This window comes from Candidatus Woesearchaeota archaeon, from assembly GCA_003694805.1.
In the GTDB taxonomy this organism is placed as follows: Archaea; Nanobdellota; Nanobdellia; order Woesearchaeales; family J110; genus J110.
Genome location: RFJU01000121.1, coordinates 22,647 through 38,529, shown reverse-complemented (window position 1 = coordinate 38,529; position 15,883 = coordinate 22,647). Strand labels below are relative to the sequence as shown.

The 15,883-nt window shown below is 52.4% G+C and carries 13 protein-coding genes and 1 other RNA gene; 4 read left to right on the top strand and 10 right to left on the bottom strand.

Features of this window, described 5'->3' with window-relative positions; all coding sequences use genetic code 11:
* Positions 1 to 183: 183 nt before the first annotated feature.
* The 7 genes from D6783_04440 to D6783_04410 all read right to left on the bottom strand — a co-directional run bounded on the left by D6783_04440 (position 184) and on the right by D6783_04410 (position 6,100).
* Entirely contained in the window at positions 184 to 1,035 is an 852-nt protein-coding gene (locus tag D6783_04440; protein ID RME52599.1) for a transketolase, read from the bottom strand.
* Positions 1,022 to 2,182, bottom strand: a complete 1,161-nt coding sequence (locus D6783_04435; protein RME52598.1) for a hypothetical protein — start codon at positions 2,180 to 2,182, stop codon at positions 1,022 to 1,024. Before D6783_04435 ends, D6783_04440 begins: the two co-directional genes overlap by 14 nt.
* Before the next feature lie 6 nt (positions 2,183 to 2,188).
* On the bottom strand, positions 2,189 to 2,758 hold the full coding sequence (locus tag D6783_04430) for an RpiB/LacA/LacB family sugar-phosphate isomerase (GenBank protein RME52597.1): 570 nt from the start codon (positions 2,756 to 2,758) through the stop codon (positions 2,189 to 2,191).
* Between the two features lie 31 nt (positions 2,759 to 2,789).
* A complete protein-coding gene (locus D6783_04425) occupies positions 2,790 to 3,728 on the bottom strand; it encodes a hypothetical protein (GenBank protein RME52596.1) in 939 nt (312 codons plus the stop codon).
* Positions 3,692 to 4,369, bottom strand: a complete 678-nt coding sequence (gene fsa, locus D6783_04420) for a fructose-6-phosphate aldolase (GenBank protein RME52595.1) — start codon at positions 4,367 to 4,369, stop codon at positions 3,692 to 3,694. Before fsa ends, D6783_04425 begins: the two co-directional genes overlap by 37 nt.
* Before the next feature lie 208 nt (positions 4,370 to 4,577).
* Positions 4,578 to 5,720: a tryptophan--tRNA ligase gene (gene trpS, locus D6783_04415; protein ID RME52594.1), complete on the bottom strand. Its 1,143-nt coding sequence runs from the start codon at positions 5,718 to 5,720 to the stop codon at positions 4,578 to 4,580.
* Complete coding sequence (locus D6783_04410; protein RME52593.1) at positions 5,717 to 6,100, bottom strand: hypothetical protein; 384 nt, start codon at positions 6,098 to 6,100, stop codon at positions 5,717 to 5,719. The genes trpS and D6783_04410 overlap by 4 nt, the downstream gene beginning before the upstream one ends.
* 153 nt (positions 6,101 to 6,253) lie before the next feature.
* Here D6783_04410 and D6783_04405 point away from each other — a divergent pair, with 153 nt between their 5' ends.
* Positions 6,254 to 7,261 (top strand): hypothetical protein, encoded by a 1,008-nt coding sequence (locus D6783_04405; protein ID RME52592.1) that lies wholly within the window; start codon positions 6,254 to 6,256, stop codon positions 7,259 to 7,261.
* 166 nt (positions 7,262 to 7,427) lie between these two features.
* Positions 7,428 to 8,027 (top strand): hypothetical protein, encoded by a 600-nt coding sequence (locus D6783_04400; protein RME52591.1) that lies wholly within the window; start codon positions 7,428 to 7,430, stop codon positions 8,025 to 8,027.
* Positions 8,028 to 8,123: 96 nt separating this feature from the next.
* Here the strand turns inward: D6783_04400 and D6783_04395 are convergent, their stop codons facing one another.
* Positions 8,124 to 8,930 carry a hypothetical protein gene (locus D6783_04395; protein ID RME52590.1) on the bottom strand — a complete coding sequence of 269 codons (807 nt, stop codon included), beginning with the start codon at positions 8,928 to 8,930 and terminating at the stop codon, positions 8,124 to 8,126.
* Positions 8,931 to 9,234: 304 nt separating this feature from the next.
* Here D6783_04395 and ffs point away from each other — a divergent pair.
* Positions 9,235 to 9,511, top strand: an RNA gene (ffs, locus tag D6783_04390) — signal recognition particle sRNA.
* Between the two features lie 140 nt (positions 9,512 to 9,651).
* A complete protein-coding gene (locus D6783_04385) occupies positions 9,652 to 10,569 on the top strand; it encodes a hypothetical protein (protein ID RME52589.1) in 918 nt (305 codons plus the stop codon).
* Here D6783_04385 and D6783_04380 read toward each other — a convergent pair.
* Together D6783_04380 and D6783_04375 are read right to left on the bottom strand one after the other, a co-directional pair.
* Entirely contained in the window at positions 10,564 to 13,254 is a 2,691-nt protein-coding gene (locus D6783_04380) for a leucine--tRNA ligase (GenBank protein RME52588.1), read from the bottom strand. The two genes, D6783_04385 and D6783_04380, sit on opposite strands and share 6 nt — an antisense overlap.
* 80 nt (positions 13,255 to 13,334) lie before the next feature.
* Entirely contained in the window at positions 13,335 to 15,839 is a 2,505-nt protein-coding gene (locus D6783_04375; protein ID RME52587.1) for a DUF4091 domain-containing protein, read from the bottom strand.
* Positions 15,840 to 15,883 lie beyond the last annotated feature (44 nt).

The window sequence follows — 15,883 nt, the reverse complement described above, 5'->3', positions numbered from 1 at the left end:
GTCTGCGCTGAGTGCGACGACGTTTTTGTTTCGTTTTGCAGCGAGGAGTATGCCTTCTCCGAATCCGTCTCGCAAGGCTTTTTTTGGCTGTGTACGGGCAATCATCATGGTGTTCGGTTATTTGTTCGCTTTGCTTGCTTTTGTTGCTCTGCTTGTTGCTTGTTTTTGTTTGCAGCGTTTATGTTATGTGGCGCGTTCGATACTTGCGCGTTCTTCTTCGAGCTCTTGGAGTGCCGCTGCTGCTTCGTCTTGAGTGGGGGGTTTTCCATGCCACTCTGGCTTGTTTTGCATGAAGGTGACTCCTTTACCAGGAATGGTTTTTGCTATAATAATGGTTGGCTTGTTGGCCGTTCTCTTGGCCTCTTGGAGAGCGGCGAGGATGGCGTGCATGTCATGGCCGTCAATTTCGATAACGTGCCAGTTGAAGGCGATGTATTTTTCGTTGAGCGGTTCAAGGTCCATGACGTCGTTCGTGAAGCCGTCGATTTGGATGTTGTTGCGGTCCATGATGAGGGTGAGGTTGTCGAGTTTGTTGTTTCCGGCAAACATTGCCGCCTCCCAGGCTTGTCCTTCGTCGTGTTCTCCGTCAGAGCAGATGCAGTAGACGCGGTTTTTCTTCTTGTCTATCTTGAGTGCTTTGGCGCATCCTGCGGCCTGGGACAGTCCTTGTGCGAGGGGGCCGCCGCTGTTTTCGATGCCCGGCAGGGAAAGGTTGTGGGGGTGGCCTTGGAGGCGCGAGCCGAGTTTTCTGAAGGTGAGGAGTTCTTGGCGGGGGAAGAAGCCCGCTTCGGCCATGGCTGCGTAGTGGATGGGGCAGATGTGCCCGTTGCTCAGGTAGAGGTAGTCTCGGTCTTCGCTTTCTGGGCGTTGTGGGTTGTAGCGCATAGCGCTAAAGAAGAGTGCTGCGTAGATGTCTGCCATGCCGAGGGCTCCTGCAGTGTGGCCTGATTGTGCTGCGGCCAGGAGGGTGATGACGTCTTGCCTGAGCGTGTTTGCCATGAGGTAGAGTTCTTTGATGTTTTTAGCGGCGGGCATGGTTCCTCCACGTCGATGCGAATCGTGCCAGTCCGGCTCGTTGCGCCTTTGTTATGTGGATGTAGGGTCTTTTTTTCTTTATGAAGTCAATTGCTTGCGCTATGGTTTTGCCTTTGCTGATGAGATATGCTGCTACGAGTGTTGGGGATCGTGTTCTTCCGAGTTCGCAGTGAACGTAGGCTTTTGCGTTTCTTTTTTCGATGGCGTGAAGGAATGCCGTCCCGGTGAAGAGTTGGTCTAGTGTTGGGGGTTTGTGGTCTGGTGTTGGGAGCCAGAGGAAGTGCTTGATGCCGTGCGGCGCGTCGATGCGAAATTCTTCGAGGCTGACATCTGCGCTGATGCCTTGGGCGACGAGTTCCTTGTCAAATCCGGGGACGAGGCAGCACCGGTTCGGCCCGAGGTAGATGTGTTTCGTGATGCGGTCGTAAGTTTGGCTTTGTTCTTTGGCTTTGGTGCGGGAAGCCGCGCCTTTTGTGAAGGCGTCTTGGAGCTTCTCTAACGCCTTGGCTGGTTGTTTTGCTGTGGCGATGTAGCTTCCGCTGTTAATGAGGTCGGTCCCGACTCGAGCGAGTTTTTCGGCGACGGATGGAAGAACGCCGCCGTCGACTTGGATGGGTGTTCGTGCACTTTTCTCTCGGAGTCGTCGTATGCGCTGGTAGTTCTTTGTGAGGAAGCGCTGGTGTTCTTTTCCGGGAGGAATGCCCATGATGAGGATTCCTGCTGCGTGGTTGATGAAGGGAAATACGCGCTCAATAGGTGTTGACGGATTGATGGCGATGAAGGGGTGGAGGTTGAGGCTGCATGCCTCATGTATGATGGCGAGTGTTTCTTCAGCGTTGCGCGTTGCTTCGATGTGGAAAATAACCTTGGAAAATCCTTTTTTTCGGAGGGGGGCGAGCCATCGCCTGGGCGAGGAGGTCATGAGGTGTGCTTCGAAGGTTGCAGGGTTTGCTTCAAGGTTGGGAACGTCTCGAAGGGCGATGCTTTTGTCTTTAACGAATGTGCCGTCCATAAAGTCGATTTGGATGTTGCGGGTGAGGCCTTGGATTTTGTTGAGGCGAGCGGTGAATTCTTGTTTTGAGTGGGAGAACACTGTCGGGATGATGGCGGATGAGGGTGGTGGGGAAGGAGCAGCGTGTTTTTTCATCGTTCTTTATTGCTTTTTTATCGTTTTTTTTCTTGCCATGCTTCGTTCAAGGTTGTTGATGAGTTCGATACGCTTCTTATGTCTTGGTTTGTTGCTGAATTTCGTGGTGAGGAAGGTCAGGGTGATGGAGAGCAGTTCTTTGCGGGGGAATCTCCTGGCCCGCAGGGTGAGGATGTTGGCGTCGTTGTCTTCTCGTGCCTTCCTTGCACTGTAGCGGTCAAAGCAGAACGCGGCTCTGATACCGGGGAGTTTGTTCGCAGCAATTTGCATGCCTGTTCCCGTGCCGCAGATGAGGATGCCGAGAGGCCGGGTCGTGTTCGTTTCTGCTTGGAGGACGCTAGTGCCGACTTTCTTTGCGAAGAGGGGGTAGTGGTCGTGTGCAGTGCTACTGTGGCTTCCCAGGTCTCTGATACGGTAGCCTTTTTCTTTGAGTTCCTTAACAAGCCAGTTCTTAGCGTTGACGCCTGCGTGGTCTGCGCCGATGAAGATGAGTGGTTTTTCTTTTTTGCTTGTTTTTTTGTTGTGTGTTATTTTGTTTTTCGTGTTGTTTTGTTTCAGAGATTTTTTTGTACGCATCGTGAAACGTTGGCGGCTTCGTTTTTTTTTGCTAGTCTACGATGGGGGTTATGGTTTCGCCGAAGACGCGTGAGATTTTTTGGGTGTATGCTTCGATGTTGTCTTTGAAGTAGGGGGGATGGCTTTTTTGTATGTGTCCGATGATGTAGTAGCCTATTGCCATTGCCGTCCCCGGCCCAGCGTTTTTTGGGAGTTGCGTGTTGTAGCGATGGGTTCCCCAGAGGGTGTTTTCTACACCCAGTCCAATGAAGAGCTCTTTATCGCTAGGGACGACGGTCTTTGCGTGTTTGACTTGGTCTTCGGTGAAGACGCGCCCGTTTATGACCGGTCCAAAAAGTTCATCGAATTTGGTGAGGAAGAGCTCCCTTACGGCGTCGAACTTGTCCGGGACGAGAATGACAAATGCGTTGTAGGCTGAGAAGTCGGGGAGGGTTGGTTTAATACGCGCGAGCTCTTGAGAGATGCTTGTTGGGTCTTCACGAGTTTTGCCAAGAATCATGCCCAGGTACGTTGAAGTGTTGTAGGTGTATGGTTCCGGGTTTTTTGGGAAAACCAAGGTTGTATCGGCGATTGTTCTTGCTGGTGCTTGGGGGTTGTTGGTGAAGAGTGTGACGGGGAGGCCGAGTTCTTTGATGCGTTTTGCTAATAGGGGAGCGTGTTTCCCTCCTGATGCGGAGATGAGAATGCATCCGTCAACGTCCTTTGCCGAAGCGTATGTTGCTTCGAAAGTGCTCTCGTCTGCAAAGACGGCGGGGGTGTTGTTGAAGATGATTCTGCCAGTTACTGCTGCGTTTCCGCTTCCGAGAACAAGGGGTTTTTTGTAAGGAGAGCTAATGGTTGGGGGTTGTTTTTTTGCGAAGAGATCTAAGGCGCGAATGACGCATTCGTCCAAGTCAATGAGGTTTAAAGTCATGGTGTTGTTTCCTCTTTTTTTCACGATTGTTTTTTTGCTGAGAGGTAGGCGCTCCAATCTGCAAGGAAGCGTTTGTTGCCTGCATCTGTGAGGGGGTGGCGAATGAGTTTTTGGAAAACGGCGTAGGGAAGGGTGATGATGTCCGTCCCCGCAAGTGCGGCTTGAGTGACGTGGAGCGGGTGTCTGACGCTTGCAGTGAGTATTTTCGTTGAGAAGGAGTATCGGTCGTAGACCGTTCTTATTTGTTGGATGAGCTGCATGCCGTCGTGGCCCGTGTCGTCAAGGCGGCCGACGAACGGGCTGACCACATATGCTCCTGCCTTGGCGGCGAGGATTGCTTGGTTGAGGGAGAAGCAAAGTGTTGCGTTAGTGCGAATGTTTCGCTGGGAAAGTAGGTGGATTGCTTTCAGGCCTTCGGGTATGAGGGGGATTTTGATGAGGATGTTTTTTGCGAGTCGTGTGAGGGGGAGTGCCTGCTTGACCATGGTTGTTGCGTCTTGTGCGGTAACTTCTGCGCTGACGGTGTAGTTTTTTTTCCCGGCTTTGGAGAATATTGTTGCGATTTCTTTGATGACTGTTTCGAAGTCGCGTCCTTCTTTTGCAATGAGTGTTGGGTTGGTGGTGACGCCGTCGATGGTTCCTGTGGCGACGCCGGCTTTAATTTCTTCAACGTTTCCTGTGTCGAGGTAGATGTGCATGGTGGGTGGTCGCGCTCCTGTTTTCCTTTTTTTAGTGTTGTTTCTTCTTTTTGCGCGGAACGTTTATAAAGCTTTGTGTGGGGGCAAAAAACGAAGTTTTGAAGGGTGTGCTTTGTCAGAGGAGCGAAAGGGTTGTTATCCTGTGCTGTTTTTTTTGCTGTGCTGAGATTGGTAAGGAGTGCTGGTCGGGATGAACTGCTTTGTGTAGTTATGTGTGTTGTCGGAAGAGGAATTTGCTCGTGAGTTGTCTTGCTTTTTCCCGGTTTTCTTGGTGTTTTGTGAGGAATGCACTAAGTTTTTCGATGAGGATGGCCTTGAGTTCGCCGGTGAGGAGCTTGCCGCTCTCGTAGTCGCGTTTGATGCGTTCGAGTTGTTGGTCGTCTTCTTCAAAATAGCGCAGGTATTGGTAGCTGACGTCAACGTCGGTGTTGCCGCCTCTTTTGCGGTGTTCTTCAACGGTTGCTTGACCTCCTGAGAAGGCGTATTTGTTGATTTTTTTCTTTATGGTGGAGGGCGAGTCGGTGGTGAAGATGGTGTTGAAAGGGGCGTCAGCCGTGCTCGTTCCCATCTTCCCTCCTGTTCCGCTGAGGGGAGGGAGGAAGACGCATTGGATGCTGGCAGGCTTGGGGTAGCCGAGCTTTCCAATAACGTCGCGTGTGAGGCGAAAATGCGGGTCTTGGTCGACTCCGTGCGGGATGAGGCAGTTGAGCGTCTTCTTTTTCAATACGGAAGGAAGGAAAGCAGGGACTGCTTGCATGGATGTGTAGAAGATTGCGCCGATGTTGGTGTCGTTGCGAAAACCAAACGCTGCTTTGGCAGTGCTGAACGTGATGCGTTTTGCGACTTTGATTGCTTCCTTGTATAAAATGCCTGCGTGGAGGGTGTTGATGAGGAAGTGGGTTTTTTTAGGGTTGAATCCGAGGGCGATGACGTCGAGCATGTTTTCTTTGGTGAAGGTCGCGGTTTCTTCAAGGGTGAGGTCTTCTTTGAAGAGGAACTTCTCGTCATCGGGGAATTGGAACCAAAGTTCCGCGTCAAAGACGTCTTGGAGCCACTTGGCGAGTATCCATGAGATGAGATGGCCGAGGTGGGTGTGGCCGGAAGGAGCTCTTCCTGTGTAGAGGAAGAAAGGTTTGCCTTTTTCATACTCGTTCAGGAGGGTATCGAGGTTGCGGTGGCAGAAGAAGATGTTGCGCCTGATGAGGTGGTGTAGTGGTTTGTTCTTTTTCTTTGCGTGGCGGGCTAGTCGCTCTTTGAGTTTTGGCGTGATGGGTGAGACGCCGAATTCTTTGATGATTTTTTCGTAATTGACCTTGCCGGTAACTTCCCACGGAGTGATTTTTCCTGTCATTCGTTCGTTTGGTGTTCCTCGTTATTTAATAGGTTTTGCTTCTCTGAGCTTGTGAGGGCTGTTCTCACCTTGGAGAGTGTGCTTGAGCAGGTGCATGAGCACGTCGTGTTGGTTGCCGCGGGTTCTTGCTCTTGGAGGGGGAGGGTGGCTTTTTCGGGTGCGGGGTTTGTTATGAGTTCTGCTTTGACGTGGTCGTAGAGTTTGGCGTGGCACGTCGTGGTGCAGGTGTCAAGACAAGATGTTTCTGTGCAGTTGTTGCAGGGTGTTGTCAGGGTGGTTGGTTCTCTGAATGTCAGGAAACCCGTCGCCACCAGGAGGGTGAAGAGGAGAAAGGTGCGGATGGTGCCAGAGAGTGTGAGGCGTCTTGTTTTGTGTTTCATACGCTCTGTTTCTGCAGTTCTTTTTGGTTATTTTGTTTTATGCGGGTGTTCCTTGTTCGTGTGCCGCTTCTTGTTGTGTTGCTGTTTCTGGTGTTTGCAGTTCTTTTTGAGGGGGCAAAGGCTTAAATACTTTTCTCGTTGTTGTTTGCTGGTATGAAGCATTCGTGGAGCGTGACGATTTCGCTGGTGTTGCTTTTTTTTGTTGCGCAGGTTGTTGGGCTTTTCTTGCTTAAGGAAGACCTGCACGTTGTTGTGGAGGAGGGCGGTGTTGTTTCCTTGTCGTTTGATGATACGGTGATCGGGGAGCGGCCTGAATTGTCGGGTGCTTCTTCATTTCTGTACTTGGTTGTTGGTGTGGGTGCGGGGACGCTGTTGTTGCTCTTGCTCATTCGTTTTCGGCGTTTGGATATTTGGAAGTGGTGGTTTTTGTTGGCGGTGTTCTTGACGTTGAGCGTCGCGTTGGGCGTGGTTGTTCCGTGGTGGTTTGCGTTTCTCGTGGCGGCTCTCCTTGCGTGGTGGAAAGTGTTTCGCCCCTCCCCTCTCGTCCATAACGTGACTGAGGTGTTGATGTATGCTGGCCTTGCCGTGTTGCTGGTGCCTTTATTTGATGTATTTTGGGCGAGCGTGCTCTTGGTTGTGATGAGCGGGTACGATATGTTTGCAGTGTGGTTTTCAAAGCACATGGTGAAGATGGCGAAGTTTCAGGCGTCATCCGGCGTGTTTGCGGGGTTGATGCTGCCGTCGTCCGGAAGCTGGCTGTCCACTGCTCAAAACGGCTTGAGCAAGGGCGTGTCGAGAAAGGGGAGTGCCGGGACGGGTGTTGTTGCGAAGGGTGGCGGTGCGTTTTCTGCTTTGCGTGCTTCTCCAAAAAAGCGTCCTCGAAGGGTTGGTTCCGGTTCTGGCAGATCGCAGGCGATGTTGGGGGGCGGTGACGTCGTGTTTCCTTTGCTTTTTTCCGGCGCGGTGCTGCAGTGGTTGGTTATTGAGAGGGGTGTGAGTGTTTCTGCCGCGTTTGTTCTTGCAGTTTTTGTTTCGTTTGTGGTGGCGCTTTCACTGTTGGGTCTTTTTTTGTTTGCAAAGAAAGAACGGTTTTATCCTGCGATGCCGTTCTTGACGGCGGGCTGTTTTGTAGGGTGGCTTGGGGCTTCACTCTTGGCGTAGTGCCGGGAGCGTTGCGTGCTGGACGTTGGGGGAGGGGGTTTTGTGCAGAGGGTTTGGAAGGGTTCTTTGTTTGCTAGGGGTTGTTCGTCGGTGGCGGGCTTGCTCGTGGCGGGTTATTGTAAAAAGTAGTAGTTTTTTTATAGGGGAGGGTGTTTCTCTTAGTGGTATGGCAGAGCTGAGTATCGAAGAGTTAGTTGCGCGTTTGTGTAGTGAGGAGTTTGAGGATGTTGTTGGGCCGTTGCAGATTGAAGATATTTTTCAACTCCTGCAAAGAAGAGCGTCACTTGGAGAAGAAGAGCTGCGCTCGCGTTTGAACGAGCGGTACAAGTTCTACGCTTTGCAGGGGGCGAGGGGGAACGAGTACTCGCAGTTGCCTTTGTCATTGCGTGAAATTGATGATCGGCTGCGCGTGGAGCACGCGTTGAGTGCGGTGCACTCGTATGAAGGGCTTTTTTCGAGCAGCGGCGTCTTGAGCAGGATAGTTGGAACGGCACGTGACTTTCCAGGTGCGGATTGCCGTGTGTTTTATCATACCTCGTGCGTGGACTTGTACGGTCAGGTGGTTGAGTGTGTGTACGTTGTTGCCACCTGGGTTGGTGAGGGCGGTGAGCGCGAGAAGAAGGTGTTGCATTTTCCTTTGCATCGTGCTGCCTTGGAGGAGGGGTTTTCGCGTGATGAGTTTATCTCTGATGTTGGGTTGGTTGTTGAAAGCGTTTTTGGGAGGGGTGTTTTTGCTGGGCGCAATCAGGAGTATCAGTTAGTGTGATATGTTTAGAAGGGCGTGCGTGGGTGGTGTTGCGTTGTCTCTGTTGGTGTTACGTGGGGTGTGTTGTTCGCGTCGGTAGGGGAGGCGGTTTTTGTTTTAGCGCTTGAGTTTGGTTTGTTTTGTTTTGTCGGCGTAGATGTCAAGGTCTGCTTCGAGACCGTCTTTTGCGACAATGACGGTGACCTTTGTTTTGCGTTGGATGGCTCTTGCTTGTTCGACGAGGCCAGCGTCGAGGAGTTTGATGCCAAAGCCGGTGAGGAAGCACGCTTTTGGCTTTACTTTGGTGAGGAGGGCGGTGATGTTGTCTGTGTTGAGCGTTCCTTTTTCAGTGACGGAGGAGGGGTGGCGGCACCACACGATCATCACGTTGGGTTTCTTGCATGCTGCGGCGAGGCCGTCATAGTAGGAGGTGTCGCTGATGTAGGCGACGCTGTTGTTTTGGGTTGCGAAGCGAAATCCTATTGCGCCCGTTGCTTCTCGTTTGAGCGGGATAGGTTGTATGTCGATGTGGTTGATGCTGATGCGGTCTACTTCATCGAGGAGGATGACTCGTTCGACGTGGCGTTCGCTTTCTTCGAAGAGGAGGCCTTGCGGGTTGGTTTTGTGGCGTGCGTGTTGGGTGCAGACAATGACGCCAAAGCGATCGAGCCCGCCGTGGGTCATGCCGAAGACGACGGCGTTTGCGTCATTGGCGTGGATGAGGGTGTTTTGGCTGATGAAGACGCCGATGTGTTCTCGTAAGTTGATGCCGTAGTCTTTGGCTTTGACGAGGGCGCCAGGGCCGGGGTCGAGGTGGAATTGGTTGTCTTCAAGGGTGAGGATGATGCCGCCCGAAGCAAGTATTTGCTTGCCGACGGTGATGGCGTCGCCTCCTGTTCCTAAGAAGTGGATGGTGTTTTTCATACCCCCCTCTTTGAGGGCGAAGGTCTTGAAATTAATAAACGTTTCTTAAATGTGCGTGGTGGTTGTGTGTGGTGGTCGCCTACCCTGTTTGTTTCAATATAGAAATTATTTTCTATATGGAACTTTTTGTGTTTTTTTTGGGGGGGAAGTTGCGCGCGTTGGTGAAGCAAGCCAGGAGTCTGAGCGGCATTTGGGATCTGGAGGTCCGTTAGAAGGTAGCCAAGAAGCGCCAGGGCAGGTAAAGAAAAAACTTGGGGGTGTTTGATAACGGAGGATTTTAAAATAGGGCGGGCTTCCCCGCAACTGGCATGCTAGTCCGGGGCGCTAGCCCTGCCCTGTTGGCACAAATGGGCTTTACGGTGCGGACGAAGCTCGAGGGGCGGTTGAGCACTAGGGTGTTTGGTCCTTGGCACGCCGTCGATCCTCTGTCCTCACTGGCCGACGCTCTGATGAACCGAGTCAGGCCTTAGCGGGAGCAGCTCTCAGTCAAGTGTTCGGTGCTGTGAGGGTCGCGGAGGGGAGGTGCGTCAAGGGTTCACCAGCGCTCCGGTGTCTGAGCCCACCCTCGGGCGCGCATGCCGCTTTTTTTGATATAGCGAGCAGGTTTGCTTCGGCAAAGGAGGCTCTTTGAAGCCAGCAAGCAAAGAAACAAAGACAGCAAAGCTTACAACTATCAAGAATTATTGAAAAAGAAAGAGTTGCTTGAAAATAGGTGCAGCAAATGGGCAAAATCCCTATCGACGATTACGCAGCAAGCTTGTTTAAGGCCGTGAGCTATGACGCGCCAACTGAAGAAGAGAGCGGGCTTTCTCTTCTTGATTTTTTACGAGCTGAAGAAAGAAGCCCTGAAGAGTTGGCTATTGTGAGCGACTTAACTGAAAAAGTGCATACTTTGTTGCTGGAGATGGCCGGTTGTGAAGCATCAATGGGAAAGAACGCGCCTGGCAGTATGGAGCATCGCGGGAATGGGGAGGCGAGCCGTTCTCGTTCGTCTCGCAAAAACTCGTATCTTGAAGAGCATAAAGATCCTCGCAGGTCATATGTACTGTGCAGGCGATTCGGGATCTACGGAGTTGTTTTTGATATTATTCGCGATCAGCTTCTCAAGAAAGGAATGATAAAGAACATACAGAATACCTATACTGAAAAGAAAGAGGGGTGCGGCGACGACGAGCGCGTCAAGGCGTATTTGGGAAATGGAGAGAGCAAATCGTGGCAGAGGGGAAAAAATTCGAAAGGAGAGCGTACGTTGCGGGAGATCGGAGACGAGCTAGGAATTTCTCGCGAACGCGTTCGACAATTGGAGAACGAAGGCCTTCTTGAGCTGCGAGTTCGCCTCGAAAGTATCGTACAATACACGGAACGATGGAGAGGTGAGAAAGGAAACGGGAAGAATGGCTCAAGGAATGAGAGGGTGCTTGACGAAAGACTATACGCCGCGGAGGGTGGTGATCGAAATCAAGCAGATGAAAATCCTATACGCGTCTTGCTTGATAACAGACGTTTTTTCGAAGGGTACTTGCTGAGAGATCTCAAGAGGGAAGAGCCTGAGCTGTATGAGTGGATTCGACAAAAGAAGAAGTGGGCTTTGCAGGCCGAGGTCTTGCTCCAGATTTGGAAAGAGCAAAATGGTTCATAACAGGAGGATTGCTGGCTTGCCAGGAAGGGATTGGCGTGCCTTGGCTTCTTTGCTTTCTTGTTCGTGGACAACCTTTATGCTTTCTGCTTCGAGTTGTGCGCGCTTGGCGATGATGTTCTTTTTTTCCTCAAGGTAGGCGCGCTCGTTCTCCGGGGAGCTCACGAAGAGAGGGAGTTTGCTTTGGTCTTTGGCGAGGCGGGGGATGAGCTTTGCAGCCTCTTGCCCGTGTTGTTTGACTTCGTCTCGTTGCATCACAGCTTGGAAGAGTGTTTTGGCGTCGCTTCCTTTCGAAAGTTCTTCTTTGATGGCTTGAACGAGGGAGTATTTCCACGGGGCCGCGATGAAGAGCGTTGCTTGTTTTGGGCGGGCGATGCCTGAGAGTTTCTTAACGTTTTGCAGGTCAGCAATAGTTGTTTTGAGGGTGCGTTCATGGCTTTCCAGTTCTTCGTCGATCTTGCTCTCATCATAGGCTGGCCACGGCGCGAGGCTGATAAAGGCTTGTTCATCGAGAAGCTCCCAGAGCTCTTCTGCAAGGTGAGGTGTGAACGGTGCAAGAAGCTTGGCAAGGTGCTTGAGCGCGACTGTACTGACGCGTTCTTCTTCGATGAGATAGTGTGCGAACTGCATAATGCTTACGAGCGCGTTGTTGAATTTGAAAGATTCAATGCTGGTTGTAACGTCTCTGATGGTTCGGTGAAGCTTGCTCTCTTGATTCTTTGGAAGCTCGCTTGTGAGTTCCTTTCTCGTGTAGAGGTCGATGATTCTGGTGAGGAAGCGGTGAGCGCCCGCAACGCCTTTGTCATCCCATTCGAGGTCTTTGTCGGGGGAGGCGACGAAGAGGAGGAAGAACCGCGCAGTGTCGATCCCGAATGTTTTTTCAATTTCTTCTTGGGTGACAACGTTTCCTTTGCTCTTGCTCATGACCGTTCCTTCCTTGTGTACCATGCCTTGGTTAAAGAGGCGGATGCATGGTTCGTCAATGGAGAGGAAGCCAATATCTCGGAGAAATTTGGTAAAGAACCGAAAGTAAATGAGGTGCATTGTCGCGTGTTCCTTGCCACCGATGTACGTGTCAATGGGCATCCAGTACGCAGCTTTTTTTGGGCTGAACGGCTGTGTGTGGTTATGCTGGTCGCAGTAGCGCAGGAAGTACCAGCTACTATCAAAGAAGGTGTCCATAGTGTCCGTTTCTCGTTTTGCTGGCTTGCCACATGAAGGGCACGTTGTGTTGACAAATGCTTCGCAATGTGCAAGAGGGTTTCCTTCGGTGGCGGTGAAGGTGAAGTCTTCAGGGAGCCTGACAGGAAGCTCTTTTTCAGGGACGGGCACGATGCCGCACTCCTCGCAATGTATCATGGGAATTGGGCATCCCCAGAAGCGCTGGCGCGAGACGAGCCAGTCGCGGAGCTTGTACTGCGTGCTGGGGCCGCCGCACTTTTTTGCCTTGAGGTGTTCAGTGATAGCCTCCATCGCGTCACGGTTGTGCATGCCGTTGAATTCAGCGGAGTTGACGAGGTAGCCGTCACCCGTGTAGGCCCGGCTCATCTTGCTCGGGTCGAGGTCGAAGTCGGGAGGGTTGATCACGACTTTGATGGGGATGTTGTATTTTTTTGCGAAGAGAAAGTCGCGCTGGTCGTGGGCCGGGACGGCTATGATCGCACCGGTGCCGTATTCGTAGAGGACGAAGTTAGCAATGTAGATAGGGATTTTTTCCTTGGTGAGGGGGTTGATGGCATATTTTCCAATAAAGAGGCCTTCTTTTTCCTTGTCCTCCGCGGTTCGTTGGAAGCGGTCTTGGAGGAGGACTTTTTCAATGAATGCTTTTGTCTGCTTCTCATAAGGCGTTCCTTTAACGAATTCCTTGACGTCAGGGTGTTCGGGGGCGTAGACGAGGAAGGTGATGCCAAAGAAGGTGTCTGGTCTCGTGGTGAAAACGCGAAGCTTCTTGTCGCTGCCCTCAACAGGGAATTCAATGATGGTGCCGGTGCTCTTGCCAATCCAGTTGCGCTGCATGGTTTTGACATCGTCAGGCCAGTGATCAAGCGAATCGAGGCCTTTGAGAAGCTCTTCTGCGTACGCGGTGGTTTTGATGAACCATTGTTCGAGGTCTTTGATCTCAACGTTGGTGTCTTCGTGCCGCCAGCACGTGCCGTTGTGGACTTGCTCGTTGGCGAGGACGGTCTGGCACGCCGGGCACCAGTTTACAATGCTTTTTTTGCGGTAAACAAGTCCTTTCTCGTAGAGTTTGAGGAAAAGCCACTGGTCCCATTGGTAGAATGAGGGGTCGTGGGACATGATGAGTCTGTCCCAGTCGTAGCTCAGGCCGAGAGCACGTTGTTGGCGTTTGAATTGTTCAATGGCTGCTTCCGTGAATTTTTTTGGATGGCTCTTGGCCTTAATGGCTGCGTTCTCTGCGGGGAGGCCAAAGCTGTCGTACCCCATTGGGTAGAGGACGTTTTTGCCGCGCATGCGTTGGTAGCGAGCGTACGCGTCGCCGATGCAGTAGTTGCGCGCGTGTCCCATGTGGAGGCCGGAGCCGCTCGGGTAGGGGTACATTTCTAGGACGTAGTATTTTTCTTTGGCAGGGTCTTCTCTGGTTTTGAAGATGCCGGCTCTTTCCCAGCGCTTCTGCCATTTTTTAGGGAGCAAACGCAAGTCTATTGGTGGTGTTGTGGACGGTGGCATGATGGGTGTGAGAACAGGCAAGAGGTTTATAAATTTTAGGGGGGGTTTATTTGCTAAGGTGGCTCTGCGTTCGCAGCCGTCTAGTCGGCGTTGCCGAAGTTTTGGCTAACGCAGTTGAGGTCTTCTACGCCGACGCGGGGGGAGAGCTCTGTCGTGCTGCATGCATTTGCGCGTTTGCCTTTCCTATTCCAGTCCGGGCTTTGGGGTGTTGTGCCGAAGCTGCTCCCGACGAGGGTGAGGTCGTAGATGTTTACCTCGCTATTGCAGTCCACGTCGCCGGCCCTTGCTGGCGTGTAGCAGGTTCCTTCGAGGAGGGTGATGACCTCTTTTCTTGCGTGGTCCATAGCGGCGGGGGTGGGGAGGGTGGTGTACGCGTACCAGTCCGTCCCAACAGCGTCTTTGATAGCGTCAAGGACGTCGCTTCGCAGACCCCTTTGCGTTGCGAGGGCGAAGAGTTCGTAGTCTTCAAGACCTTCTCGTATGGCTTTGACGCGCAGGGAGCTGATGGGGATGTGATGAGTGCCGCCAACGATGTTTGGGCGGCCGGGGTAGAAGAGCGTGCCGTCGCCGTTTCCTCCAGCGAACCAGATGTTTTCCCACGGGTCAATAGGGGTGCTGTGGCCTGCGAAGACGAATTGGTAGTCGACCCGCCAGTACAGGTCGCCAGTGATGTTGCCGTTGTACTTGAGCCAGTACATGCCTCGAAGGTTGGTGAAATTTGCGTCGATGATGTGCGTGGGGAGTTTTGTGAAGGTGTCGTCTCCAGTCCGGTAGCAATGATGTGTGCCGCAAGCAGCGTAGCTCCATTGAACGATGTCTTGCTTGTCGCGGCTCGCGTAACAATCGACGTACCCTGTTCGGCCACATCCTGCTATGCTAGGGACCCAGACGTCAATAGCGTCTTCCCATTCTTCTTGGTAGATTTCGACAGCGAAGTTTTTGAATTCGGGGTTGATGGCTTTCATGCTCGTGCTTGTTTGCCGAATGGCGTCGGTCATGGTTTGCGGTGCTGGCGTGTCCGTGTAGTTCGTGCTTGAGTACTCATTTGGCCAAGTCGGCTCTTCTATCATGTAGTTGTACGTCTTGTCCAGCCATCCTTCCTGGGCGAGGAGGTTGTCGAGCTTGTCAAGGTAGAACGTTTCTGACGGTGTTGCTGCCGTGAGCGTTGCTGTCGCGTTCGATTGCGTTCCTGTCATGTTCGTGCCGGGCTTGAGAACCCCGTCGACTTCGTCGGCGAAGTACGGTTGGCTTTCGTGAAGGTTTCTAAAGCTGGCTCCGTTTTGAAGCGTGACTCGCTCTCCCATGATGAAGGGGAGGGAGTAGTTTTCTCTTGTGATGTCGAGGCGGTATTCTTTGAGGTCGTATTCTTTAATGGTTTCTTTGAAGATGAGGTTGAAGAAGGAGTCGTGCGGGGGGGCGCGGGGGAGTTGAAGGAAGCTGGCCTTGGCTCCGTAGCTCCACTGCCCGTTCAGGTACGGGCGTGCTTTTGCGGCGAACACGTCCCAGTTGGTGATGTCCGTGCCGTTCCAGGAGAGGAATGGGTAGAGGCCGTCAAGGGTGATGCGGTGTTTGAGGCCTTCTTCGAGGTAGTCGTCAAAGAGCGCTTCCCAGTCTCCTCCCGGGTTTATTTGTTGGGCGTGCCCGGCACTGATGCTGTTTCTGCTTGCAAGGTACCATACCGGGATGGAGCTGGTTCGGGGGATGGTGATGTCGTGGACGATGATGGTGAGGTTGAGTGTTTGGGGTGGCTGGTTGTCTGCGGTGACGGTAATGGTTGACGTGTAGGTTCCTGGCGCGGTGTCTTCTGGGATGAAGGTTTCAGCCCAGATAACGTCGTTTCGGTAGGTGTTGGCGAAGAATTCGTATTCGTCGTCGGTTGCGTAGTCCTTGGTTTGCACGGGGAATTGTACGCTGATGCCGTTGGAGAGGGGGATGGTTTCGGTGGGGCTTGCCGGGACGGTTTGTGGCGGTGACCACGTGGCGCCGTCGTCGTCGCTCCACACGAATTGCGCAAGTCCTGCTTGGCCTGGCTGGGTTATTTTGATGTGGTAGACGCGGGCTTCGTTTCCTGTATACTCGCCCAGCGGTTGTGGTGGGTGTTGGGCGCTGTTTCTTCTGTTGATTTTCCATTGGCCGGTGAGGTTGTATCCCCAAACGTTGTATGCTTTGCTTACCAGCTTTACGTCGTAGGGGAATGCGTTTCGTTCTTCATGGTAGTACGGGTCTTTTTTTGGAATGAGCGCGTCCGGCCACTCTCCTGCGCCTCCTGCGACTCTGCTCGCGTACATGAGGTCGTGGTTGTATTCCTTGTAGAATGAGAGGCTTGGGAGGTAGTCGTTCTTGCGTTGCGGCGGCGTTGCGGTGATGTCAATGCCGCTCGTGCTCCTGTCTTGCGTGCGAGTGATGATTTGTGTTGCTACCCATTCGCCTTTTACGGCATCGATGGTGTGTGTTTTCGTGCGTGGTGCCGCGTCCCAAGGTCGTATTTTTATGTTTTCTGAGGTTATGCTGGTTTCGAACGTTGCAAGGGCGGCGTTGCTCGTGAGAAGAAGGAGGAAGAGTGCCGCGAGGTAGCGGTTGGGCATGACGGGCCAAGCGCAATGAGTATTTAAAAAACTTTAGTTGGAAC